Origin of the sequence: Pseudotabrizicola sediminis, from assembly GCF_004745575.1 — a bacterium.
In the GTDB taxonomy this organism is placed as follows: Bacteria; Pseudomonadota; Alphaproteobacteria; order Rhodobacterales; family Rhodobacteraceae; genus Pseudotabrizicola; species Pseudotabrizicola sediminis.
Genome location: NZ_RPEM01000001.1, coordinates 21,269 through 43,374, shown reverse-complemented (window position 1 = coordinate 43,374; position 22,106 = coordinate 21,269). Strand labels below are relative to the sequence as shown.

At 63.4% G+C, this 22,106-nt stretch carries 24 protein-coding genes; 6 read left to right on the top strand and 18 right to left on the bottom strand.

Features of this window, described 5'->3' with window-relative positions:
- Position 1: 1 nt before the first annotated feature.
- From pgl to EEB11_RS00130, 15 genes are all read right to left on the bottom strand, one after another.
- A complete protein-coding gene (gene pgl, locus EEB11_RS00200; protein ID WP_135428265.1) occupies positions 2-673 on the bottom strand; it encodes a 6-phosphogluconolactonase in 672 nt (223 codons plus the stop codon).
- Positions 673-2,124 carry a glucose-6-phosphate dehydrogenase gene (gene zwf, locus EEB11_RS00195; protein ID WP_135428263.1) on the bottom strand — a complete coding sequence of 484 codons (1,452 nt, stop codon included), beginning with the start codon at positions 2,122-2,124 and terminating at the stop codon, positions 673-675. The genes pgl and zwf overlap by 1 nt, the downstream gene beginning before the upstream one ends.
- 110 nt (positions 2,125-2,234) lie before the next feature.
- On the bottom strand, positions 2,235-2,939 hold the full coding sequence (locus tag EEB11_RS00190) for an MgtC/SapB family protein (RefSeq protein ID WP_245298711.1): 705 nt from the start codon (positions 2,937-2,939) through the stop codon (positions 2,235-2,237).
- Positions 2,940-3,014: 75 nt separating this feature from the next.
- The gene (locus EEB11_RS00185) at positions 3,015-3,599 is read right to left on the bottom strand and encodes an HNH endonuclease (RefSeq protein ID WP_135428261.1); all 585 of its coding nucleotides are present in this window, start codon (positions 3,597-3,599) and stop codon (positions 3,015-3,017) included.
- Between the two features lie 175 nt (positions 3,600-3,774).
- A complete protein-coding gene (locus tag EEB11_RS00180; RefSeq protein WP_135428258.1) occupies positions 3,775-3,987 on the bottom strand; it encodes a hypothetical protein in 213 nt (70 codons plus the stop codon).
- Between the two features lies 1 nt (position 3,988).
- A complete protein-coding gene (gene scpB, locus EEB11_RS00175) occupies positions 3,989-4,630 on the bottom strand; it encodes an SMC-Scp complex subunit ScpB (RefSeq protein ID WP_135428255.1) in 642 nt (213 codons plus the stop codon).
- Positions 4,627-5,421 (bottom strand): segregation and condensation protein A, encoded by a 795-nt coding sequence (locus tag EEB11_RS00170; protein ID WP_245298710.1) that lies wholly within the window; start codon positions 5,419-5,421, stop codon positions 4,627-4,629. Before EEB11_RS00170 ends, scpB begins: the two co-directional genes overlap by 4 nt.
- A complete protein-coding gene (locus EEB11_RS00165; RefSeq protein WP_135428253.1) occupies positions 5,414-6,421 on the bottom strand; it encodes a glycoside hydrolase family 3 N-terminal domain-containing protein in 1,008 nt (335 codons plus the stop codon). Before EEB11_RS00165 ends, EEB11_RS00170 begins: the two co-directional genes overlap by 8 nt.
- Positions 6,418-7,344 (bottom strand): SPOR domain-containing protein, encoded by a 927-nt coding sequence (locus EEB11_RS00160; protein ID WP_245298709.1) that lies wholly within the window; start codon positions 7,342-7,344, stop codon positions 6,418-6,420. The genes EEB11_RS00165 and EEB11_RS00160 overlap by 4 nt, the downstream gene beginning before the upstream one ends.
- A gap of 105 nt (positions 7,345-7,449) precedes the next feature.
- Positions 7,450-9,192, bottom strand: coding sequence for an arginine--tRNA ligase (argS, locus tag EEB11_RS00155; protein WP_135428248.1), 1,743 nt, complete (start codon positions 9,190-9,192; stop codon positions 7,450-7,452).
- Positions 9,193-9,250: 58 nt separating this feature from the next.
- Positions 9,251-9,724, bottom strand: coding sequence for a holin family protein (locus EEB11_RS00150; protein ID WP_135428246.1), 474 nt, complete (start codon positions 9,722-9,724; stop codon positions 9,251-9,253).
- Positions 9,715-10,341 carry a holin-associated N-acetylmuramidase gene (locus EEB11_RS00145; RefSeq protein ID WP_135428245.1) on the bottom strand — a complete coding sequence of 209 codons (627 nt, stop codon included), beginning with the start codon at positions 10,339-10,341 and terminating at the stop codon, positions 9,715-9,717. Before EEB11_RS00145 ends, EEB11_RS00150 begins: the two co-directional genes overlap by 10 nt.
- A gap of 94 nt (positions 10,342-10,435) precedes the next feature.
- Positions 10,436-10,885, bottom strand: coding sequence for a cytochrome c maturation protein CcmE (gene ccmE / locus EEB11_RS00140; protein WP_135428840.1), 450 nt, complete (start codon positions 10,883-10,885; stop codon positions 10,436-10,438).
- A gap of 117 nt (positions 10,886-11,002) precedes the next feature.
- Positions 11,003-11,815, bottom strand: coding sequence for a glutamate racemase (locus EEB11_RS00135; protein ID WP_135428243.1), 813 nt, complete (start codon positions 11,813-11,815; stop codon positions 11,003-11,005).
- A 43-nt stretch (positions 11,816-11,858) separates the two neighbouring features.
- Positions 11,859-12,737: a lysophospholipid acyltransferase family protein gene (locus EEB11_RS00130; RefSeq protein ID WP_135428241.1), complete on the bottom strand. Its 879-nt coding sequence runs from the start codon at positions 12,735-12,737 to the stop codon at positions 11,859-11,861.
- Between the two features lie 219 nt (positions 12,738-12,956).
- Here EEB11_RS00130 and EEB11_RS00125 point away from each other — a divergent pair, with 219 nt between their 5' ends.
- The 5 genes from EEB11_RS00125 (at position 12,957) to grxD (ending at position 17,417) form a co-directional block, all read left to right on the top strand.
- The gene (locus tag EEB11_RS00125) at positions 12,957-13,853 is read left to right on the top strand and encodes a LysR family transcriptional regulator (protein WP_103333391.1); all 897 of its coding nucleotides are present in this window, start codon (positions 12,957-12,959) and stop codon (positions 13,851-13,853) included.
- Between the two features lie 446 nt (positions 13,854-14,299).
- On the top strand, positions 14,300-14,437 hold the full coding sequence (locus EEB11_RS19405; protein WP_167852612.1) for a hypothetical protein: 138 nt from the start codon (positions 14,300-14,302) through the stop codon (positions 14,435-14,437).
- Between the two features lie 130 nt (positions 14,438-14,567).
- Positions 14,568-16,730, top strand: coding sequence for a phosphoribosylformylglycinamidine synthase subunit PurL (purL, locus tag EEB11_RS00120; RefSeq protein WP_135428239.1), 2,163 nt, complete (start codon positions 14,568-14,570; stop codon positions 16,728-16,730).
- A 71-nt stretch (positions 16,731-16,801) separates the two neighbouring features.
- Positions 16,802-17,038, top strand: a complete 237-nt coding sequence (locus EEB11_RS00115) for a BolA/IbaG family iron-sulfur metabolism protein (protein ID WP_135428237.1) — start codon at positions 16,802-16,804, stop codon at positions 17,036-17,038.
- 16 nt (positions 17,039-17,054) lie between these two features.
- Positions 17,055-17,417 (top strand): Grx4 family monothiol glutaredoxin, encoded by a 363-nt coding sequence (gene grxD, locus EEB11_RS00110; RefSeq protein WP_135428235.1) that lies wholly within the window; start codon positions 17,055-17,057, stop codon positions 17,415-17,417.
- Positions 17,418-17,502: 85 nt separating this feature from the next.
- On the opposite strand, the gene EEB11_RS00105 is transcribed toward grxD, so the two are convergent.
- Complete coding sequence (locus EEB11_RS00105) at positions 17,503-17,877, bottom strand: cell division protein ZapA (protein ID WP_135428233.1); 375 nt, start codon at positions 17,875-17,877, stop codon at positions 17,503-17,505.
- Positions 17,870-18,406: a hypothetical protein gene (locus tag EEB11_RS00100; protein ID WP_135428231.1), complete on the bottom strand. Its 537-nt coding sequence runs from the start codon at positions 18,404-18,406 to the stop codon at positions 17,870-17,872. Before EEB11_RS00100 ends, EEB11_RS00105 begins: the two co-directional genes overlap by 8 nt.
- 207 nt (positions 18,407-18,613) lie before the next feature.
- Here EEB11_RS00100 and tkt point away from each other — a divergent pair, with 207 nt between their 5' ends.
- Entirely contained in the window at positions 18,614-20,629 is a 2,016-nt protein-coding gene (tkt, locus tag EEB11_RS00095; RefSeq protein WP_135428229.1) for a transketolase, read from the top strand.
- Positions 20,630-20,757: 128 nt separating this feature from the next.
- Here tkt and EEB11_RS00090 read toward each other — a convergent pair whose 3' ends face one another.
- Positions 20,758-21,825, bottom strand: a complete 1,068-nt coding sequence (locus EEB11_RS00090; RefSeq protein WP_135428227.1) for a dipeptidase — start codon at positions 21,823-21,825, stop codon at positions 20,758-20,760.
- Positions 21,826-22,106 lie beyond the last annotated feature (281 nt).

The following is a 22,106-nucleotide window of genomic DNA, read 5'->3' as shown; positions in this document are numbered from 1 at the left end:
GTCATTCGGTCCAGTGAACGGTTGCGACATCCAGCACGGCGCGCACCGGCGCCTCCGCGACGGACAGGCTTTGCGCCCGCTCAAGGGCTGCACGCTTTTCCGCGCCCTTGATCAGGATATGGGTGTGAAACGCGGTCCTGAGCGCCGGGGCCGACAGGGTGATGCGCGGCTCGCCCGCCGCATCGGCGCGCAGGGCCATCAGCACCGGTGCGTCAGCGGCGAGGGCTTGTTCCAGGAGATCGGCGCCGGGAAACAGGCTGGCCGTGTGCATATCCGCGCCCATCCCCAACAGCAGCACCGAGATCGGCAGATGCGGCGCAAGGCCCGCCGACAAAGCGTCGAGCATGTCTTCGGGCTGATCCGCCGGGGCATAGAGCGGCACAAGGTTGGCCGATGCCGCCGGCCCGCGCAGCAACCGTTCGCGCAGCAGGCGGGTGTTGGACCGCGGGTTGCTTTCCGGCACCCAGCGTTCATCATTCAGGAACACCGCCACATTCGGCCAGTCCAGCTCGACCCCCGACAGCGTGTCAAACACCGGACCCGGCGTGGTGCCACCCGGCACGCACAGCGAGGCATGGCCATCGCGGCGCAGAAACGCACCCAGTTCGCTGGCGATCTGCTTGGCCAGCACCAGATACATCATCTCGGCATCAGGGTAGGTTACAAAATCCATCAGCGTATCTCCCGCCAGCGCCGCCCGTCGCGGTGCATCAGCATCAACGCATCTTCCGGCCCGGAAGATCCCGCGTCATAGCCCTGTGGCTTGGTGCCGGTGGCATTCCAGCCTTCGATGATCGGGTCGGTCCAGGCCCAGGCCGCCTCGACCTCGTCGCCGCGCATGAACAGGGTCTGGTTGCCCCGGATCACATCCATGATCAGCCGTTCATAGGCGTCCGGGATATCCTCAGCCTCCTCGCCCAGCACGCCGGCAAAGGACATGTCCAGCGGCACCTGCATCAGGCGCATACCGCCCGGACCCGGTTCCTTGATCATCACCATCAGGTTCATGCCTTCATCGGGCTGCAACCGGATCACCAGCACGTTTTCGCGCCAGCCCTTTGCGTCGTCGAAAATCGAGTGTGGCGGTTCGCGGAAAGTGATGGCAATTTCCGACGCCCGTGCCCGCAGCCGCTTGCCGGTGCGCAGATAGAACGGCGTGCCCTTCCAGCGCCAGTTCGACACATGCACCTTCAGCGCGATATAGCTTTCGGTGCTGCTGGCAGGGTTTTCGCAATGTTCCAGATAGCCGCCCTGCCCGCCCCCGGCCAGATACTGCCCGCGCACGATATCGTTCTGCGGCACCGGGTCCAGCGCGCGGATGACTTTCAGCTTTTCATCGCGCACCGCATCGGGGTCGAAGTGATAGGGCGGCTCCATCGCGATCAGGCACAACAGCTGCATCATATGGTTCTGCACCATATCGCGCATCGCGCCCGATTTGTCGTAATAGGCACCACGCCCGTCCACGCTGACGGTTTCGGCCACGGTGATCTGCACATGATCAACGTATTCGGACTTCCACAACGGCTCGAACAGGATATTGGCAAAGCGCACCGCCATCAGGTTCTGCACGGTTTCCTTGCCCAGATAATGGTCGATCCGGTAGATCTGCGTTTCAAGAAAATGCTGGGCCAGCGTGGCGTTCAGCGCCTTGGCCGTCGCCAGATCGCGGCCAAATGGCTTTTCCACCACGATCCGCGCCGCTTCATCGGCCACACCGTGTTTTTTCAACCGCAGGGCAATGTCACCAAACAGCGCGGGGGCCACCGAGAAGTAAAACGCCCGCACCACCCCATCACGCATCAGGCCTTTCAGCGCATCCCAGCCACCTTCGCCCTTGGCATCAATGGCCACGTAATGCAGGCGCGACAGGAAGTCGGCGATCATCACGCTGTCGCGGCGATCCTTGGGCACGAATTCGTCAATGGCTTCGGCCACCATCGTGCGGAAAGCGTCATCGGTCAGCTCGCCCCGCGCGGCCCCGATGATGCGGCTGTCAGCGGTCATCTGTCCCGCCAGAAAACGGCGGTACAACCCGGGCAGGATCTTGCGCCGGGCAAGATCGCCGGTGCCGCCAAAGATCACAAGATCAAAGACCTCGACCGGGATAACACGCGAAACCATTTGGAAATCCTTGCTGCTGCGGACGCCGTTAGCGCTAACGCAACCGTTGTACCCAAGCCGTCGCGCGAAGTCTAGCACCCGGTGCGACCGGATCAAAGCGCTTTGGACGATCAGATCTCTTCAATCGCTTCCCAGCGTACCCGGATCAGCCCCGGCTCGGCCGCAAGGCGGTGAACCGCCTGTTCCACCAACGCATCGGGGAGACCTTCGCCGCTAACCGTTACCGAAAGATCAAGGCCAACGCCGTCTTCGGCGGGGCGGGCGGAAATATCCGACAGGTGCAGCCCGCCGATGGCCAGCGTCCGCAGCATCAGACTGCGCAAAACACCTTCCTGATCGGCGCTGCAGGTCAGCAGCACGCGGTAGGTTTTGCCCAACGGCATCCCGGCCTTGGTCCGCCGTTTGATCCATTTGACCAGCGGGCGCAGACCGAGGTTCACAAACATCACCATCCCGGTCAGCAGCAGCGCAAAGGGCCATTGGCCTGACCCCGCCATCATGCCTACCCCCGCGGAACACCAAAGTGTCGCCGCCGTGTTCAGCCCGTGGATGTTGAACCCGTCCCGAAAGATGATTCCCGCCCCCAGAAAACCGATACCCGACACAATCTGTGCCGCAACCCGGGTCGGGCTGATCTCATCGGGGTAGAGCGATGAAAAAATAACGAAACTCGCCGCGCCCAAAGCGACCAGCGCGTTGGTGCGCAGGCCGGCCATCCGCTGCCGCACCTGCCGTTCCGATCCGACCAGCGCCCCACAGCTGAGGGCGACGAACATATTGAGGGCTGCCATTTCAATCGGGGGAACCAACGCCATCTCCTGCGGACCAGACGTGGCATCCTAGACAAGCCAAAAGGCAATGTGAAGGTTTTGTAACAGGCTTATGACGGATCAAGCGTCCAGCTCTGCATCCCAGTACAGGTAGTCCATCCAGCTGTCGTGCAGGTAATTGGGCGGGAAGCGGCGGCCATGGGCCTGCATTTCCTCGGCATTCGGGGCGCGCGGGCTGCGGTTCAGCTGCAGGCCCGACTGGCGCAGGGTTTTCGATCCCTTGCGCAGGTTGCATGGGCTGCAGGCGGCCACCACGTTTTCCCAACTGGTCACCCCGCCGCGCGCACGGGGAATCACATGATCAAAGGTCAGATCACCCTTGGCCCCGCAATACTGGCAGCAGAATTCATCCCGCAGAAAAAGATTAAAGCGCGTGAAGGCCACGCGCTTTTGGGGTTTCACATAATCTTTGAGCACGACGACCGAGGGTATGCGGAACTCGGCCCGCTGGCTTCGGACAACATGGTCGTATTCGGCCACGATCTGCACCCGGTCGAGGAACGCGGCCTTGATCGCCTCCTGCCAGGGCCAGAGGCTGAGCGGGTAATAGCTGAGCGGGCGATAGTCCGCATTCAGCACCAGCGCCGGGTAATGCTTCAGCGACGCCGGGTCGCGCACAAACTGAGTTCTGAAATCGCCGTCCATTCGTCGAGTGACCCCACCATCCCGATTGCTATCAGGGCTGCGGTGCAGGGAACCCTGCCCCGATACCCCGGACTATATCTGGCGGAACGCGGCTGGCAAGCCCCCTAGCCCAAGTGGGCGGGTCCGTGTCCCGACAAGGACGGGATCGCACAACAAAGTGACAGTCCGATGAAGCCTAACGGCCGATCCGGCGGGTCACGGCGGCGGCCTTGCGGGCGCGCTTGGCGGTTTCGCGCGCCACCGTCGTCTGGCTGTGCTGCGCAGGGGTGGCCGTCGCGGCCGGTTTGCCGGACCTCGACACCATTTTGGTGCCTTTGTTGATGCCCCAGTTGACGCCTTTGCGCAGGAAAATCCGCATCACCATGTTGATGATCTGGTTGACGTTCATTTCAATCCTCGAACAATTCGCTCTGGCCGGAAGTGGCCTCATCCTCATCATCATCGGGCTTGCCCATCGACCCCGGCAAGGGCCGGTTGTCCAACAGGCCCGCCGCCCGCAATTCCTTAATCCCCGGCAGATCGCGCGCCGATTCAAGACCGAAGTGGTCCAGAAAATGCTCGGTCACCACAAAGGTCACCGGACGGCCCGGTGTCATACGCCTGCGGCCAAGCCGGATCCAGTCCAGTTCCATCAGCTGGTCCACCGTGCCGCGCGACACGGCCACGCCGCGGATCTCCTCGATCTCGGCCCGTGTCACCGGCTGATGATAGGCCACAATCGCCAGGGTTTCGATGGCCGCGCGTGACAGTTTGCGGTTTTCCACCGTTTCCTTGCGCATGAGGTGCCCCAGATCAGCGGCGGTGCGCATTGCCCACGCGTCACCCACCCGCACCAGATGCACGCCGCGCCCGTCGTAGCGTTTGCGCAGATACGCCAGTGCCTCAGCCGGGTCGCAGCCATGCGGCATGCGGGCGGCAAGTTCGGCCACCGTCACCGGATCGGCGCTGGCAAACAGAATCGCCTCGACCATCCGCTCCTGCTCGCCCATCGGCGGGGCTTCGAACAGGCTTTTTTCAATCGGTTCGGTCATGCCGTGCCGCGCCTAATCTGGATCGGGGCAAACATCTCGCCCTGCCGCAGCTCTACCTGACCGCGCTTGGCCATTTCCAACACTGCCGCGAAATGCGCAGCCGTGGAGGACCGGCGGCGCATGGGTGTGGATTCCCAGCCTTCGGGCAAAAAGCTGGTCAGATCAGCCCAATCGCCGACATAGCCGATCAGCCCGCGCATCCGCTCCAGCGCCTGTTCCATTGTGAACACTTGGTCACGATCCATGACAAAGGGGCGGAATTCGTCCTTGGTGCGGATACGGGCATAGGCGCGCATCAGGTCCAGCAGCGTTGCCTCGTAGGTCACGGCGCGGTGGTGGCTTATGGTTTCAGGCAGCCCGCGCGCAAAGAAATCGCGGCCCATCTGGTCACGCGCCATCAGGCGCGCCGCAGCTTCACGCATCGCCTGCAGACGTTCGAGCTGATAGGCAAGGTGTGCGGCCAGATCTTCGGCGCTTGGCCCGTCTTCCCCCGGTTCGGGCGGCAGCAACAGGCGCGATTTCAGAAACGCGAGCCAGGCCGCCATCACCAGATAATCTGCCGCCAGTTCGATCCGCAGGGATTGGGCCTTTTGCACAAAACCCAGATATTGCTCGGCCAGTTCCAGCACCGAGATCTTGCGCAGATCCACCTTTTGCGTCCGGCTTAGCGTCAAGAGCAGGTCCAGCGGCCCCTCAAACCCGTCAACATCAACGATCAGCGCCTCGGCGGCCATGCGGTCCGCCGGAGCCAGCCGGTCTTCGCCCCAGTCGTCGGCAATGGTGTCAGACATGCGCATCCCCGGACATCAAGGCCCGAAACTCGGCGTCCAAGGCTGCGATGTCAACGGGGTCGGGCGCATGGCGGGCGGCAAGCGCACGCTCCGCCCGCGCGCGGATCGCCGGGGTCTGGTCGCCGCAAGCCCCGGCAACCGCCAGCATTTCGGCCATGTCGCCCTTGCAATGCAGCGCGATATCGCAGCCCGCCGCCATCGCCGCCGCCGTCCGGTCCGCCACGCTTCCGCGCAGCGCCTGCATGTTCAGATCATCGGTCATCAGCAGACCCTGAAAGCCGATATCCTCCCGGATCACCCGGATCATCGCCGCACTTTGCGTGGCAGGTTTGTCGTCATAGGCGGCAAAGATGATATGCGCTGTCATCGCCATCGGCAGATGGTTCAGCGCCTTGAACGGCGCGAAATCCGTGGCCGTCAGGTCATCGCGCGAGGCGATGACGGTGGGAAGATCGTGATGGGTGTCCGCCGTGGCCCGCCCATGACCGGGCAGATGCTTGATCACCGGCAGCACCCCCCCGGCCAGATGGGCATCGGCCACCGCTGCCGATATGGCGGAAACCACGGCAGGATCAGTTCCATAGCAGCGGTTCTTCAGAAACGGATGCGTGTCGTCACCCGCCACATCGGCACAGGGCGCGCAATTGGCATCCACCCCCACGCCGCGCAATTCATACGCGATGATGCGCGACCGCACCCACATGGCGCGCAGCGGATCGCGCGCCTGCGCCACAGTCTCCAGCGGCGGGGCCCAGTCGCGCCAATGGGGCGTGCGCAGCCGCTGCACCCGCCCGCCTTCCTGATCCATCAGCACCGGCGCATCCCGGCCCACGGCATCGCGCAACGCCCCAGTCAGCGCGCGCAGCTGCACCGGGCTTTCGACATTGCGGGCAAACAGGATAAAGCCGAACGGATCGGCATCGCGGTAAAATGCCGCCTCTTCCGCCGTCAGCTCCGGCCCCGAACAGCCAAAGATCGCGGCAAGCCTGCCGGTCGTCATCTATGGGCAACCGGGATGCAGGCGGCGTTTTCGGCCAACAGCGCGGCACAGAAGCGGCGGGCGTCATCCTCACCCTCAAACCCATGCGCGCGCAGGCGATAGAACGTGCGCCCGCCCGATTGTGCCGATTGCACCACGAGCGATTTGCCGGTCATCAGATCGCCAAAGCGGGCGCGCACACGGCCCCATTCGGCCCGCGCAATCTCGGCACTGTCAAAAGCCCCCAGCTGCACCAGCCGTGTCCCGGCGGTCAGGGTCGAAGGATCAATCTCGGGGCCAAGCGCCAGTGCGGCACTCACCGGTTCCACCGCAGTGACGGCGGCAAATGCCGACTGTGGCCGCGCCCGTGGCCGGACAGACCCGACCGCGCCCGGTGGCGGTGTGTCTACCGCGCCCGCCTCTGCCAGCGGCTCCAGTGGCATCGCCTCACCCAGCGCCTCGGCAAGCGCCATGGCAACAGCATCCTGCGTGGTCACGGGTGCGGCATCTGCCGGCCCCTCGGCAGGCGGCAGAGCAACCGGCACCTCTGGCACATCTGGCACCGCAACCGGCCCCATCTTCAGCCCCAAGGGGGCCACAACCGGGGCCGATGCCACGGCCACCGGGTCAAGCGGAGACAGGCCCGGCGCATCCTCGGCGGTCAGATCCACCGGCGGCGGGGCCAGAATGATTTCGGCAGGCAGGCCCGCGGCCCCGCCCACGGCGGCCACCACGTTCACCGCCATGCCCTGATGGTCGGCAATACTGCCGCCGGGGTTGGGCGGGGCCACGCGCATCGGCCCTTCGATCGCACGGATCACCGGCACGCCGGACACATCGCGCACCGCCAGACGATAGCCCCACAGGGCCATTCCGGCGATCAGGGCCAGAGAACACAGCGCACCCGTCAGATGGATCAGCTTCTGCGCCTGTCCGCCGGTCATACGGGGTGGGCCCCCATAATCATCAAAATCAATATCCGCCATGCTCTGCCTCGATCAGACGGTTTGCCCGCCTTGTTGCCTGCGTCACCGACGGGGCGCTGTTGATCAGCGCATTTCCTCAACCGGTGTCACGCCAAGGATACCAAGACCCGAGCAAATAACAACGCCCACGGCCCGCACCAACGCGATTTTCGCCTGAGATGTTGCCGTATCGTCCTGCAGGAAGCGCAAGGACACGTCATCATTGCCCCGATTCCACAGCCCGTGCAGGTCTGATGCCAGTTCGTAGAGGTAGAACGCCACCCGGTGCGGTTCATTCCCGCGCGCGGCGATTTCCACCAGACGCGGCCATTCGGCCAGCTTCTTGGCCACGGCAATTTCAGCCACATGGTCAAGTTTCGACAGATCCGCCGCCGCCAGCGTGGCATCCGACACATCGACCCCGTTCTCGACCGCCTTGCGCAGGATGCTGTTCACCCGCGCATTGGCGTATTGCACATAGAACACCGGGTTGTCTTTCGACTGTTCCAGAACCTTGTCGAAATCGAAATCCAGCGCCACGTCATTCTTGCGGGTCAGCATGATGAACCGGGTCACATCAGTGCCCGCCAGTTCCACCACATCGCGCAGGGTCACGAATGTGCCCGCGCGTTTGGACATCTTGAACGGTTCGCCGTTCTTCCACAACTTCACCAGCTGGACCAGCTTGATGTCCAGCGGCACCCGGCCACCGGACAGGGCCGAGACCGCCGCCTTCATCCGCTTGACATAGCCGCCGTGATCGGCCCCGAAAATGTCGATCAGCTGGTCGTAGCCGCGCTGCACCTTGTCGAAGTGATAGGCGATGTCGGGCGCGAAATAGGTCCAGCTGCCGTCGGATTTCTGCACCGGGCGGTCCACATCATCGCCATGCGCGGTGCTGCGGAACAGGGTTTGCTCGCGTGGCTCCCAGTCTTCGGGCTCTTTGCCCTTTGGCGGTTCCAGCACGCCCTCATAAATCAGGTCCATGTCCTTGAGGGTCTGAATGGCGGCCTCGATCTTGCCGGTGCCGTACAACGCCTTTTCCGACGAATAGAGGTCCATCGACACGCCAAGCGATGCCAGATCCTCGCGGATCATCTGCATCATCCGTTGCGTGGCAAATTCGCGCACATCGGCCAGCCAGTCCTGCTCGGGTCTGTCCAGCAGCGTGTCGCCGTAGGTGTCCTTCAGCGCCTCGCCCACCGGAACCAGATAATCGCCGGGGTACAACCCTTCGCGGATTTCCGGCTCCAGCCCATGCGCCTCGCGGTAGCGCTCAAACGCTGACCGCGCCAGCACATCGACCTGCGCGCCGCCATCGTTGATGTAATATTCGCGGGTCACGTCCCAACCGGCAAAGGCCAGCAGGTTGGCCAGTGCGTCGCCCACCACGGCACCGCGCACGTGGCCCACATGCATTGGCCCGGTCGGGTTGGCCGACACGAATTCCACATTCACCGACCGGCCCTTGCCCAGATCGGCGCGGCCAAAATCGGTGCTCATGGTCAGGGCGGCCTTGATCACGCCCTGCCAGATGTCTGCCGCCAGCCGCAGGTTCAGAAAGCCCGGCCCCGCAACATCGGCCGCCGTGATGCGCGGATCGGCCAGCAGCTTGGCCGCCAGCGCATCGGCGATCGCGCGCGGTGGCTGTCCTGCGGGCTTGGCCAGCACCATCGCGGCATTGGTCGCCATGTCGCCATGCGCCGCATCGCGCGGCGGTTCCACTGCGACCGCCGCAAAGTCCAGACCCCCGGGCAGCGTGCCCTCGGCCTGCATTTCGGTCAGTGCGGTCAGAACGGTGGCGCGGATATCGGCGAAAAGGTTCATCTGATCAAATCCTGTCTTGCGCCATCCGCCATGCCAGAGGGCGCAAGTCAGGTCAAGTTCAGCCGTTGCCGCGCCAGTCATCCAATGCGGGATTCTGCCCGGAAACAGGCCCGTTTTGCGGGGCAGATGCACCGCCACGATGCCGGAAGTAATAGGTTTCGCGCGCCCCGAAGTAGAACGCGACCACCGCCCCCAGCAGCCACCACAGCGGCTCTGGCACCGCGTTCAGCCCCACCATACGCTGCGCGAACGACACCGGGTCCACCATGGCATAGACGAACAGCCCCAGCGTGCCAAAAGCCAGCAGTGGGCGCGGCAATCGGTTCAGCCCGTTGATCATCTGGTCAAACCAGCCCAGAGCGGGATGGCCATATTCTTCGCCCAACTGGCGCAGAGCGGCCATTTGCGCCTCGGCCGACAGTTCCATCCGCCTTGTGGCCGAGGGCACGAACACCTCGGAAATGCCCTTCGCCGCTGTGCCAAGTGCTGTCACCGCGCCCGGCCCGCCCAGAACCTTGCCAATCAGCCCCATGATGCCACCCGTGCTTTGTGTTGCGCGTCAGACAGGTGATAGCGCGGGCTGATGAATTCCTCGGCCCGGGTGATCCAGCCGCCCTTGCCGCCGTTCATCCGGCGGGCGAACTTGCGGCTTTGCGGGCGGCTGTCGGCCAGTGCGTAATAGTAGTTGCGCCGTGCAATGCCGTAGGCATCGGCAAAGTGCTGCGGCGCCGCCTCATAGGCGTTTTGCGCGGCCCTGATGGTCTGCGGCCCGATCTGCCCGTCTGGGTCGCAGGGGAATCCCATATCAGTGCACAGCCGCTGCAGGATTTTCACCGCATTTAGCCCCGCATTCACATACATGTCGAACACCGATGCCTGCACCACTTCGGGCAGCGCAGAAATGCGGGGCCGGGTGTAATAATGCTCGATATAAACATCCACGGCCTGCCTGCGGGTCAAGGCCCGCACATCGGCCACGTCGATCCGGCCGTCCCGGTTCACATCCAGCCCCAGCCGGCGCAAGGTGCCGATGGTGACACCATGGTTGGTGGCACCGCCCGGATCATCAGGGTCGTTCACAAAACCGCCCTCGCGGGCGACGATTTCTTCGGCAAGTTGCCGTACATCTGGCTGTCTAAGGTCTGTCATGGGAATCCCCGGAGTGGTGACACTCCCCCCATGGCAACCCTGACCGCGCCGGGTTAACGCGAGCACAAACCTGCGCGCGCCGGGTCAGACCCCGTCAGCTGTCGGTATTGGCATCCTGATAAACGCCCTGTTCCTTCAGCGCGTCGATCACTTCGGCAGGCATGTAGGTTTCATCATGCTTGGCCAGAATTTCGGTGGCTATAAAGGTGCCATCTTCCATCGACCCGGTGCCGACCATGCCCTGACCTTCGGAAAACAGATCCGGCAGAATGCCGGTATAGCGCACCGGAATGGTCTGGTTGGTGTCGGTCACCCGAAAGCTGACCGTCTCGGACTGGCCGCGCTTGATGCTGCCCTCTTCCACCAGACCGCCGATACGGAACACTTCACCCACGCGCGGCGGGTCTTCCACCACCTGCGTCGGGCTGCGGAAAAAGTTGATCCCGTCCTGCAACGCATAGCCGATCAGGCCGGTGGACACGGTCAGCGCAACAAGGGCCAGCACGATGATCTGCACCCGCCGCTGCTTTTTCAGCCCCTTCATCCCCGCCATGATCTTCCCTCCGTCACGTTCCGCCCCTGATGTGGGGTCAAATCCGGGCCTTGTCGAGTTGTTCTAACGCCGCAACCCGCAGATGTGAATGATCAGGATCAAAACCGATCAGGCCGGCTCGAACGTGATGCGGCGGCGCAGGAACTGGGTGGCCTTGGACGACACCGCTTTCGGGTCACCCGTGGTCAGGAATTTCGACTCTGTCCCCGACCCCAGCATTTCGGGCCGCCGCACCAGATAATCGGCCAGCGACTCCGCCACCAGATTGGCCTGGCTGAACACCTTCACATCCGGCCCCAGCGCCTCCTGGAACGTCGCCTCCATCAGCGGGTAATGCGTGCAACCCAGCACCGCCGCCTGCGGATGCGGCATCCGGCGCTTCAATGCCTCGACATGGCTGCGCACCAGCGCTTCGGCCAGAATCTCGTCGCCCTGCTCGATGGCATCGACCACACCGCCACAAGGCTGCGCCTCGACATCAACACCGATGGCGCGAAACGCCAGTTCGCGCTGAAATGCCCGGCTGGCCACGGTGGCGGGGGTGGCAAACAGTGCCACATGGCGCACCGCCACTTCGCGCGGCGGGGAATTGTCACCCCATTGCCGTTCGGTCAGCGCCTCGATCATCGGCACGAACACCCCCAGCACCCGCTTGTCCTTTGGCACCCAGGTTTCCTGCATCCGCTTCAGCGCAGCGGCCGAAGCCGTGTTGCAGGCAAGAATCACCAGATCGCAGCCCTCGGCCCACAGCCGTTCGACCGCCGCACAGGTCAGGTTGAAAATGTCATCATGCGTGCGCACCCCGTAAGGCGCGTGGGCATTGTCACCCAGATACACCAGCGGCAGATCCGGCAACCGCCGGGTCACGGCGTCCAGCACCGTCAGCCCCCCGATCCCGCTGTCAAACACCCCAACCGCCATGCCCGCCCCACCCTTCGCGCCTGTTGCAGGCGCAAGGGACCTGTCAGCGCGCTTTGTATTTTGCCTCGAACTCGTAACCTGTAGCATATGACCGCAGCGGATGCGGCGAAAGATCGTATGTGGCGCGGCGCAAAAATTCCATCATCCGGGTCGGATCGGCCTTCAGCGGGGCCAGATCGCCGGCGACAATCGGCTGCCCGATCACCACCCGCACCGGTTCATCCATCCGCGCCCGGAACTCCTTGATCAAAAGGCCAAGCCGCAGCGTGTAGTGCACATGGCTGGCAATCTGGAACAGGCGCGAGTTGTGGCCGTCAAAATACACCGGCACCACCGTGGCATCTGACCGGGCAATCATCTTGGCGGTGAAATTGCGCCAGCCCGGGTCCATCGGGCGCGAGGTGAAGGGCCGGGCCGCGGTGGACACCGTGCCGCCCGGAAACACCCCGATTGCCCCGCCCTGCCCCAGATAGCGCAACGCCTCGGCCCGGGTTTCCAGATTGAGCTTCACTGCTTCCTTGGTCTCATCAAAGGAAATCGGCAGCACCACCCGGTTCAGCGCCTCGGCCCGGCGGAACACCGAATTGGCCAGAATGCGGAAATCGCCCCGCACCCGGTCCAGCAGATGGCCCATCATCAGCCCGTCCAGAATGCCGAACGGGTGGTTGGCGATCAGCACCAAAGGCCCGCTTGCCGGGATGTTGGTCACGGCACCGCCCACCACGTCGAGGCTCAGCCCATAGCGTTCGGGCACCACATCCCAGAAGCTGCGGCCCCGCGCCACCTCATGCTCATACCCCGCCGCACGCTTGATCAGCGACAGCCGCCCCGTCGCATTTTCCATCGCGCGGATCAGCACGGCCCCCGCCCGGCTTGACGCCGACGAGGCATAGGAAATCTCACGCGCAACATCATGCTGCATAGCTTTACTCCAAACACGCGCCGCAAGACCGCCATCGCCTGATCCCCGCATGTCGCTGTTTCAGGTAACAGCGCTATGACAGCGCATCCCTGCCCCTGCCGCACGACGAAAAGGCCACGGCTCTGGCACATTTTCGGCCGGTAAAGGATTTACATGCGATTGATTCTCCCTTCATGAGGCGGGCCGTGATAGCATTCGGCTTTCGCAAAGGGTTTGAGGATGGATTGGGATAAACTTCGCATTTTTCATGCGGTTGCCGACAAGGGCAGTCTGACCCATGCCGGTGACGTGCTGCATCTGTCGCAATCCGCCGTCAGCCGCCAGATCCGCGCGCTGGAAGAAAGCCTGTCTGTCACCCTGTTCCACCGCCATGCGCGCGGTTTGATCCTGACCGAACAGGGCGAGTTGTTGTTCGATGCCACCCAGGCCATGGCCAAACGGCTGGAGGCAACCGCCGCCCGCATCCGCGATTCCGAGGATGAGGTGTTTGGCGAATTGCGCGTCACCACCACCACCGGGTTCGGTACGCTTTGGCTCGCGCCGCGTCTGGCCAACCTTTACAAGAAATACCCCAGCCTGAAGATCGACCTGATGCTGGAAGAACGGGTGCTCGACCTCCCGATGCGGGAGGCAGATGTCGCCATCCGCATGAAGGAACCGTCACAGGCCGATCTTATCCGCAAACGGCTGATGAACATCAAGATGCGCCTTTATGCGTCACCGGAATATCTGGCGGAACAGGGCACACCCTTGGCGATGACGGATTTTTCTCAGCACCGGCTGATCGCCCAGCACGCGGGCGTGCCGCAGGTCGCGGCAGGGGCGTCGCTGGTGCAAGAGCTGATGGCGCATGACATCCCCTCTACCCTGACCGTCAACAATTACTTCGGGGTGCTGCAAGGCGTGCTGAACCACCTCGGCATCGGGGTGCTGCCCGATTACATCACCGAAGACTTCCCGCATCTGGTGCGTGTGCTGCCCGACACCGAAAGCGCCGAGGTGCCGGTCTTCCTCGCCTATCCGGAAGAGCTGCGCCATTCCAAGCGGGTGGCCGCGTTCCGCGAATTCGTGACGGAAGAGATTTTCGCCTATCGCAAGCGCCAGCAGGTGGAATGATCGGTTGCGCGGGCACACCCCGCGCAGCCATGCGTTAAGCGCATAGCGGACATGCCGCATAAGCAGCCTGTTTACACTTGCCCCGAATCCCAAGCATGCCTACATCCACCCATGAAGCGGGCAGTTGAGTGTTTGCTCTTGTTCGTTTCATACCTCCCTGTTGGACTTAGGCCGAGCTTTTGCTCGGCCTTTTTTTTGATTTTCAGGCTTTTGCCGCCATTTTCGGCACCCACTCCGCCATCTGCCCGCATATCGGGCATCGCCCTGACGGCAAGCCATCCTGTCCACGCCGGATAACGCGCATTGCAGATGGCCGTCCGACACCAGGCGGAGTCGCGCCGGTGGCGTCGTCGCAGGCCGTTTGATCAGCTTTCGCGCCACCAAAACCGTCGCTGCGGGTTGTCTGGACCTGGCTGTTTGCCATTCAACATCACAGGATGCTTACGATGACCAAACTGCAAAACCTTCTTGTCAGCACCGCGCTTAGCGCTTTCGTGGCCTTCCCTGTACTGGCTCAGGCGACCGGCGACACCACCGACATCAGCCCCACCGTCAACCCCGCCGAGAACGACAGCAACGGCTGATCCGGCATCAGAACCATCCGATCAACGGCCCCGCCACACCCTGTGCCGGGGCCATTGCGCCTTTGCCCCTTCCCCTCTGGCCGCCTTTCGCCTAAAGCGCAGACACGAGTCCGCATCGGGGAATCCAGACATGACCGAACCCGCAATCACACCGGAGCTGATCGCCAAGCACGGGATCAAACCCGATGAATATGCGCGGATCCTCGACATTATCGGCCGCGAGCCGAACTTTACCGAACTCGGTATCTTCTCTGCGATGTGGAACGAACATTGTTCCTACAAATCATCCAAGAAATGGTTGCGCACCCTGCCCACCACCGGCCCGCAGGTGATCTGCGGCCCGGGCGAGAACGCGGGCGTGGTCGATATCGGCGATGGGCAAGCCGTCATCTTCAAGATGGAAAGCCACAACCACCCCAGCTATATCGAACCGCATCAGGGTGCTGCCACCGGCGTTGGCGGCATTTTGCGTGATGTGTTCACCATGGGCGCACGGCCAATTGCGGCGATGAATGCGCTTTCCTTTGGCCTGCCAAGCCACCCGAAAACCGCCTATCTGGTCAAAGGCGTGGTCGAAGGTGTGGGCGGTTACGGCAATGCCTTCGGCGTGCCGACTGTCGGCGGTGAAGTGCGGTTCCACAAATCCTACAACGGCAATTGTCTGGTCAACGCCTTCGCGGCGGGTCTGGCCGATGCCGACAAGATCTTCTACTCCGTCGCGAGCGGCGTCGGCATGCCGGTGGTTTACCTCGGCGCGAAAACCGGGCGGGACGGCGTGGGCGGCGCCACCATGGCAAGCGCCGAATTCGACGACACCATCGAGGAAAAGCGCCCAACGGTGCAGGTCGGCGACCCCTTTACCGAAAAGCGTCTGTTGGAGGCCTGTCTGGAACTGATGGCGTCAGGTGCCGTGATTTCCATTCAGGACATGGGGGCTGCGGGCCTTACCTGCTCGGCGGTGGAAATGGGCGACAAGGGCGGCTTGGGCATCAAACTGCAACTGGCCGATGTGCCGCAGCGCGAAACCAACATGACCGCGTATGAGATGATGCTGTCGGAATCCCAGGAACGGATGCTGATGGTTCTTAAGCCCGAACTGGAGGATGTGGCCCGCGCCATCTTCGTCAAATGGGATCTCGATTTCGCCATCGTGGGCGAAACAATCCCCGAAGACCGCTTCCTGATCCTGCATGGCAATGACGTTAAGGCCGACCTGCCGCTGTCGAAACTCTCCTCCACCGCCCCGGAGTATGACCGCCCTTGGGTGGAAACTCCGGCAGCCGCGCCTTTGGGCGATATTCCCGCGATTGCCCCGCTGGATGCCCTGCGCGCGCTGATCGCCAGCCCCAGCTATGCCCACAAGGCATGGGTGTGGGAACAGTATGACTCGCAGGTCGGCGCTGACACCCTGATCACCCCCGGCCTGCCCGCTGGCGTGGTGCGGGTGCATGGCACCACAAAGGCGCTTGCCTTTACCTCGGACGTGACGCCGCGCTATGTGAAGGCCAACCCGTTTGAGGGCGGCAAGCAGGCAGTGGCAGAAGCCTACCGCAACCTGACCGCTATGGGGGCCACCCCGCTGGCCACCACCGACAACCTGAACTTCGGCAACCCGGAAAAGCCGGAAATCATGGGCCAGCTGGTGGGTGCGATCAAAGGCATAGGGGCGGCGGTCGCGGCGCTTGATATGCCCATCGTTTCGGGCAACGTGTCCTTGTACAATGAAACCGATGGCTCGGGCATCCTGCCCACCCCCACCATCGGGGCGGTCGGCATTCTGCCAACGCTGGATCACCTGATCCACGGCAAGCCGCAAGCCGGCGATCTGGCCGTGCTGATCGGCACCAGCGGCAGCCATTTGGGCCAGTCTGCCCTGCTGGCCGAAGCCTTCGGGATGGAAAGCGGCGATGCCCCCCCGGTGGACCTTGCGGCGGAAAAGCGGCATGGCGACTTCATCCGCGCCCAAGCCAAAATTCTGCGCTGCTGCTCGGACCTGTCCGATGGCGGTCTGGCGCTGACCGCGTTCGAAATGGCCGAAGCTGCGGGTCTGGGCGTGGCACTGGAAACCGGCGAGATCGCTGCCCTGTTTGGCGAAGATCAGGCCCGCTATCTGGTCGCCATCGACCCGAAAACCCTGCACGGCCTCAAATCCGCGGGCCATTCTGCGGGCGTGCCGGTCACGGTGGTCGGGCGGTTTGGGGGTGATGAGGTTGCGCTTGGCGATCAGTCGGCCCCGCTCAAGACCCTCGGCCAGACGTATCGCACGGCGTTTGAAGCAGCCCTCGGGCTGTAACGGCCCAAAGCCGCCTTGCAGCCAACGCAACCACACCCTAGATTTGGGGGAAGGTAGAACAGGAGCCGCCCATGCCGATCGACGCCCGCGACATCGAAACCCTGATCCGCGCCAGCTTTCCGCAGGCGCGCATTACGGTTCAGGGCGATGATGGCCAGCATTTTTCGGCCGAAGTGGTCGACGAATCCTTTCGGGGCATGAACCGCGTGCAGCAACAGCGCGCCGTTTATGCCGCCCTGAAAGGCAAGATGGACGGATCGCATGGCGAATTGCACGCCCTGGCGCTGACCACCCGCGCCCCGGAATAATCAAAGGAACACGCAGATGAGCGCACAAGACCAGATCAAGGACACCGTTGAAAAGAACGACGTGGTGCTGTTCATGAAGGGCACCAAGATGATGCCGCAATGCGGGTTCTCCAGCCGCGTGGCGGGCGTGCTGAATTACATGGGCGTTGATTTTGCCGATGTGAACGTGCTTGCCGATCAGGACATCCGGCAGGGCATCAAGGATTTCTCTGACTGGCCCACCATTCCGCAGCTGTATGTCAAAGGCGAATTCGTCGGCGGCTGCGATATCGTGACCGAGATGACGCTGTCGGGTGAACTTGACGCGCTGTTCGAGGCGAAGGGCGTCACCTATGACAAAGACGCCGCCAACAAGATCCGTGAAGCCAACGAATCTTAAGGCGCAACCTTAAGGTCGCCTCAAAACCAAATGAAAAGGCCCGCAAAATCTGCGGGCCTTTTGCATCGCGCCTGCCCCGGTATATTCAGCCCTCTGCCCGCTCTTCGATCCGATCTGCCAGAGCTTCTGCCCGTGCCGCAATTTCGGCAAGCGTCTCGAAGACCTGTGGCGGAATGACCGGCACCTCGACCTTTTCCACCGGTGCTGCTGGCTGCGCTTGCAGCACGGCCAGACGCTCTTTCAGCTGGCGGTTTTCATCTTCCAGCGCCGCCGTCTTGTCAGCCAGCATCAGGCCCGACATCAACAGCATCCGCGCCTCTGGCATCCGTCCCATCTGTTGCACCAGCGGGTCGGCCTCGGCATTCAAAAGGGCTGCGGCGGATTGCAGAAAATGCTCTTCCCCGGCCTGACAGGCAACCTGAAACTCTCGCCCGCCGATCAAGACTGTTACATCAGGCATCCTGTGCCACCTCCTCTTGTCGCGCCGCAAGCGGGTCCAGCGCCGCGATCAGCTCATCCAGCTCGGCTGCTTCGGCCGCGCGCAGGGCGCGCAGCGCCTCCAGCTCGCTCAGCATCGCCTTGTTGATCAGATGCGGCTCTACCCGGCCTTCGGCCTGCGCCTCGGTCATCAGCCGCAGCTGTTCGCGCAGGCCCACCACGGTTTTCTTCAACCGCTGCATTTCCAGCCCTTGCACATCCAGCAGCCGGGACAGCCGTTCAATCTCGGCCTCCAGCTCCGGGGTCTTATCTGCAACCGGCGCACGCTGCACCGCGCGCAGCCGTTCGTTCAGTTGCGACACCCGCATCCGCTCTTCATCCAGCGCTTCGTTCAGGCGCGCAATCTCGGCCTCGGCCACGCCATCGGCCAGCGTCGCCACCGGGCCTGCGGCCTCTGCCTCCGCCGGTCGCGTTGACAGGGCTTCCACCCCGTCGCCAATCCGCATCAGCGCCGCTGCTATCCGACGCTCCAATTCGGCAATGTTATCCATGCCCCCTCTTTCCCGGCTGTCCCGGTGTTTGCTCTGCCCAGTACCATGGTGCGAATCGCGCCATTGCAGGTCAACCCCGATCTTAGCGTAAACAAAGCGTAAGGACCGCCCCATATCGTCACCCGCCGGGCCGGCGTGCTTGATCTTGCCGTCCGGGGTGGTAAGGAACCCATGACACGCATAGATCCGAGAATGAGGAGCCCGGCCTTGGACATCCAGACCCTGCGCAACCGCCACCCCGATCACTGGATGCGCGCCACCGCCATCCGCGCCCTCACACTGGATGCCGTGGCCGCCGCCAATTCGGGCCATTCGGGCATGCCGATGGGCATGGCCGATGTGGCGACCGTTCTGTTTGCCAACCACCTGAAATTCGACGCAAGCGCCCCGCGCTGGCCGGACCGCGACCGCTTCATCCTGTCGGCGGGCCATGGCTCGATGCTGCTTTATAGCCTGATGTACCTGACCGGCTATGAAGATATGACGCTGGATCAGGTCAAGAACTTCCGGCAATGGGGCGCGATCACGGCAGGCCACCCGGAATACGGCCATGTTCAGGGCGTGGAAACCACCACCGGCCCCTTGGGTCAGGGCATTTCCAACGCAGTGGGCTTTGCGATGGCAGAAGAGTCCCTGCGCGCCCGCTGGGGATCGCATGTGCAGGACCATCACACCTATGTCATCGCCGGCGATGGCTGCCTGATGGAGGGTGTGAGCCAGGAGGCCATCGGTCTGGCCGGCAGGCTGAAGCTGTCACGCCTTATCGTGCTGTGGGATGACAATGGCATCACCATCGACGGCAAGGTGTCGCTGTCGGATGTCACCGATCAGGGCGCACGCTTTGCCGCCTCGGGTTGGGATGTATTTTCCTGCGACGGTCATGACCCCGAAGACATCGACCGCGCCATCACCGCCGCCAAGGCCAGCCCCGGCCCCGCGATGGTCGCCTGCAAGACCCACATCGCCATCGGCCACGCGGCACAGGACACCTCCAAAGGCCATGGCGCGCTGACCGACAAGGCGCAGTTGCAGGCCACCAAGGACGGCTACGGCTGGCCCGGCGGCGCATTCGACGTGCCATCCGATGTCAAATCCTGGTGGGAGGCCGTTGGTGCCAAAGGTGCCGAAGCCCGCAGCGCATGGGATGCACGGCGTACCACCCTTTCCGCCACCAAACAGGCCGAATTCGCCCGCATCTTTGCCGGGGATGCACCGGCCAAGCTGGCTGCCACCATCCGCGCCGTAAAAAAGCAGGCGGTGGAAGATCTGCCGAAACTCGCCACCCGCGCGGCATCTGAAAAGGTGCTGGCCGCGGTGAACCCGGTGATGCAGGAAACCATCGGCGGGTCTGCCGACCTGACCGGCTCGAACAACACCAAGACCGCCGATATGGGCGTGTTCTCGGACGAGAACCGCAAGGGTCGTTACGTCTATTACGGTATCCGCGAGCATGGCATGGCGGCAGCAATGAACGGTCTGGCGCTGCACGGCGGCGTGCGCGCCTATGGCGGCACCTTCATGTGCTTTACCGACTACGCCCGCCCCGCAATGCGCCTGTCGGCGCTGATGGGGGTGCCTGTCGTTTATGTCATGACGCATGACTCCATCGGTCTGGGCGAGGATGGACCGACTCATCAGCCGGTCGAGCATCTGGCCATCAGCCGCGCCACCCCCAACACCTATGTGATCCGCCCCGCCGATCTGGTGGAAACGGCGGAAGCCTGGGAAGTGGCGCTGACCACCAAAACCACGCCGACTGTGCTGGCTCTGTCGCGCCAGAACCTGCCCGCCGTGCGCAAGTCCCACACCAACCAGAACATGGTTGCCAAGGGCGCCTACGTTCTGGAAGAGGCCAGCACCAAGCGGCAGGTGATCCTGATGGCCACCGGGTCCGAAGTGGAAATCGCACTGAAAGCGCGCGAGATGCTGGAGGCCGAAGGCATCGGCACCCGCGTGGTCTCGATGCCCTGCTGGGAGCTGTTCGCCGAGCAGGATGCCACCTATCGCCGCAAGGTGTTGCCTCCGGGCGCGGTCCGCATTGCCATCGAGGCAGGCACGCGCTTTGGCTGGGACACCTGGCTGTTCGGCGAAGGCGGCAAGCGCGACAAGGGTGATTTTGTCGGCATGACCGGGTTTGGCGCCTCTGCCCCGGCCGAGCGTCTGTATGCCGAATTCGGCATCACCGCCGAAGCGGCGGTCGCCAAGGCCAAGGCGCTGCTGTAAGGATCTGGGGACGAGGTTGAACAGGCCCGCGCCGTTGCGCGGGCCTGAGCCGTTTCAGGGGGGCCAGCCCCCCGTCGCTTCGCGCCTCCCCCAAGATATTTAGCGACAGAAAATGCGCGAATACAGCGTCAGCCGCCCCAGGTGCGCTGCAGCACCGCCATCCAGTTGTTCCAGCACAGTTTCTGCATCAGCTCTGCATTGACGCCATGCGCGGTCAGGGCATCGGTCAGCACCGGCAGGCCGGTCACATCGGCCATCGGCGCAGGGACCGTGGTTCCGTCGAAATCGGACCCAAAGCCCACATGATCTTCGCCCAGATGGGTGATCAGGTGATCGAGATGGCGCAGCAAAGGGTCAAGCGTCATGTCAGGCGATCTACGCCCATCCTCGCGCAGGAAGACGGTGGCAAAGTTGATGCCCACCATGCCGCCCGACTCGCGGATCAGCGCCAATTGACGGTCTGTCAGATTGCGGGTGGATGGCGTGATGGCCCAGGCGTTCGAATGTGTGGCGACCAGCGGTGCATCCGACAGCCGCGCCACATCATCGACGCCCCGGGCATTCAGATGGCTCAGGTCGATCAGGATGCGCAAGTGGTTGCAGTCGCGCACCAGCCGCGCGCCCGCCTCGGTCAGCCCCGGCCCGGTATCGGGGTCGCCGGGAAAGCGGAACGGCACGCCATGGCCAAAGATTGTCGGCCTGCTCCACACCGGACCCAGCGACCGCAAGCCGCGGGCGCGGAACGCTTGCAAGGCCGCGCCATCTGCATCCAGCGCCTCGGCCCCTTCCATATGCATGACCCCGGCGATCGCCCCGTCCGCCCGCGCCGCCATTATCTGCGCCACCGTGGTGCACAGCCGGAACGCGCCGCCGCTGCTGTCGGCCATCCAATGCAGGTCATCGGCCATGGTCTGCGCCACCCGCAGCGCCACGTCTTGCGTCAGCGGTGCGGGCAGCGGCAGGTCATAGGGCGGCACATCCATCATCGTATCCAGCCGGGCGGCAGCCCTGGTGCCCGGCGACGGCACGTAAATCGCGAACATCCCCCCCGCAAAGCCGCCCTGTCGCATCCGTGGCAGATCCAGATGGCCCTTCCCCTCGCCCGTCAGCCAGATTTCCGCGCGCCGGTCAGGGGCGGCGAACAGGCGCAGCAGCAGGTCGTTGTGGCCATCGAAAACGGGAATGGGCAGGGTCATCTGTGGTCCTTCGGGTCAGTTCAGGCGTGGTTCATCAAGTGCTACAGCAATTTGTGCCCCCTGCAAGCCAGGTGCTCCGGACCATCGGCGCGCAATCGCCCGCCGCACCGCAATACGACAGTGTGATCACTTCGCCTGTTGCAGCTTGTCCACAGCCGGACTAAAGCGTCGCCGCACTGTCATGATTTTGACTTGTTGCGGCCACGCGTCGTGACAAAGCTGAAAGAACGGCAGGCAAAACGGTCAGATGGAGCACAAAATGACCCCCCAGCAGAATTCTA

Coding starts and splice junctions, on each gene's coding strand:
- pgl (WP_135428265.1), bottom strand. CDS start 673: ATGGATTTTGTAACCTACCCTGATGCCGAGATGATGTATCTGGTGCTG.
- zwf (WP_135428263.1), bottom strand. CDS start 2,124: ATGGTTTCGCGTGTTATCCCGGTCGAGGTCTTTGATCTTGTGATCTTT.
- EEB11_RS00190 (WP_245298711.1), bottom strand. CDS start 2,939: ATGGCGTTGGTTCCCCCGATTGAAATGGCAGCCCTCAATATGTTCGTC.
- EEB11_RS00185 (WP_135428261.1), bottom strand. CDS start 3,599: ATGGACGGCGATTTCAGAACTCAGTTTGTGCGCGACCCGGCGTCGCTG.
- EEB11_RS00180 (WP_135428258.1), bottom strand. CDS start 3,987: ATGAACGTCAACCAGATCATCAACATGGTGATGCGGATTTTCCTGCGC.
- scpB (WP_135428255.1), bottom strand. CDS start 4,630: ATGACCGAACCGATTGAAAAAAGCCTGTTCGAAGCCCCGCCGATGGGC.
- EEB11_RS00170 (WP_245298710.1), bottom strand. CDS start 5,421: ATGTCTGACACCATTGCCGACGACTGGGGCGAAGACCGGCTGGCTCCG.
- EEB11_RS00165 (WP_135428253.1), bottom strand. CDS start 6,421: ATGACGACCGGCAGGCTTGCCGCGATCTTTGGCTGTTCGGGGCCGGAG.
- EEB11_RS00160 (WP_245298709.1), bottom strand. CDS start 7,344: ATGACCGGCGGACAGGCGCAGAAGCTGATCCATCTGACGGGTGCGCTG.
- argS (WP_135428248.1), bottom strand. CDS start 9,192: ATGAACCTTTTCGCCGATATCCGCGCCACCGTTCTGACCGCACTGACC.
- EEB11_RS00150 (WP_135428246.1), bottom strand. CDS start 9,724: ATGGGGCTGATTGGCAAGGTTCTGGGCGGGCCGGGCGCGGTGACAGCA.
- EEB11_RS00145 (WP_135428245.1), bottom strand. CDS start 10,341: ATGACAGACCTTAGACAGCCAGATGTACGGCAACTTGCCGAAGAAATC.
- ccmE (WP_135428840.1), bottom strand. CDS start 10,885: ATGAAGGGGCTGAAAAAGCAGCGGCGGGTGCAGATCATCGTGCTGGCC.
- EEB11_RS00135 (WP_135428243.1), bottom strand. CDS start 11,815: ATGGCGGTTGGGGTGTTTGACAGCGGGATCGGGGGGCTGACGGTGCTG.
- EEB11_RS00130 (WP_135428241.1), bottom strand. CDS start 12,737: ATGCAGCATGATGTTGCGCGTGAGATTTCCTATGCCTCGTCGGCGTCA.
- EEB11_RS00125 (WP_103333391.1), top strand. CDS start 12,957: ATGGATTGGGATAAACTTCGCATTTTTCATGCGGTTGCCGACAAGGGC.
- EEB11_RS19405 (WP_167852612.1), top strand. CDS start 14,300: ATGACCAAACTGCAAAACCTTCTTGTCAGCACCGCGCTTAGCGCTTTC.
- purL (WP_135428239.1), top strand. CDS start 14,568: ATGACCGAACCCGCAATCACACCGGAGCTGATCGCCAAGCACGGGATC.
- EEB11_RS00115 (WP_135428237.1), top strand. CDS start 16,802: ATGCCGATCGACGCCCGCGACATCGAAACCCTGATCCGCGCCAGCTTT.
- grxD (WP_135428235.1), top strand. CDS start 17,055: ATGAGCGCACAAGACCAGATCAAGGACACCGTTGAAAAGAACGACGTG.
- EEB11_RS00105 (WP_135428233.1), bottom strand. CDS start 17,877: ATGCCTGATGTAACAGTCTTGATCGGCGGGCGAGAGTTTCAGGTTGCC.
- EEB11_RS00100 (WP_135428231.1), bottom strand. CDS start 18,406: ATGGATAACATTGCCGAATTGGAGCGTCGGATAGCAGCGGCGCTGATG.
- EEB11_RS00090 (WP_135428227.1), bottom strand. CDS start 21,825: ATGACCCTGCCCATTCCCGTTTTCGATGGCCACAACGACCTGCTGCTG.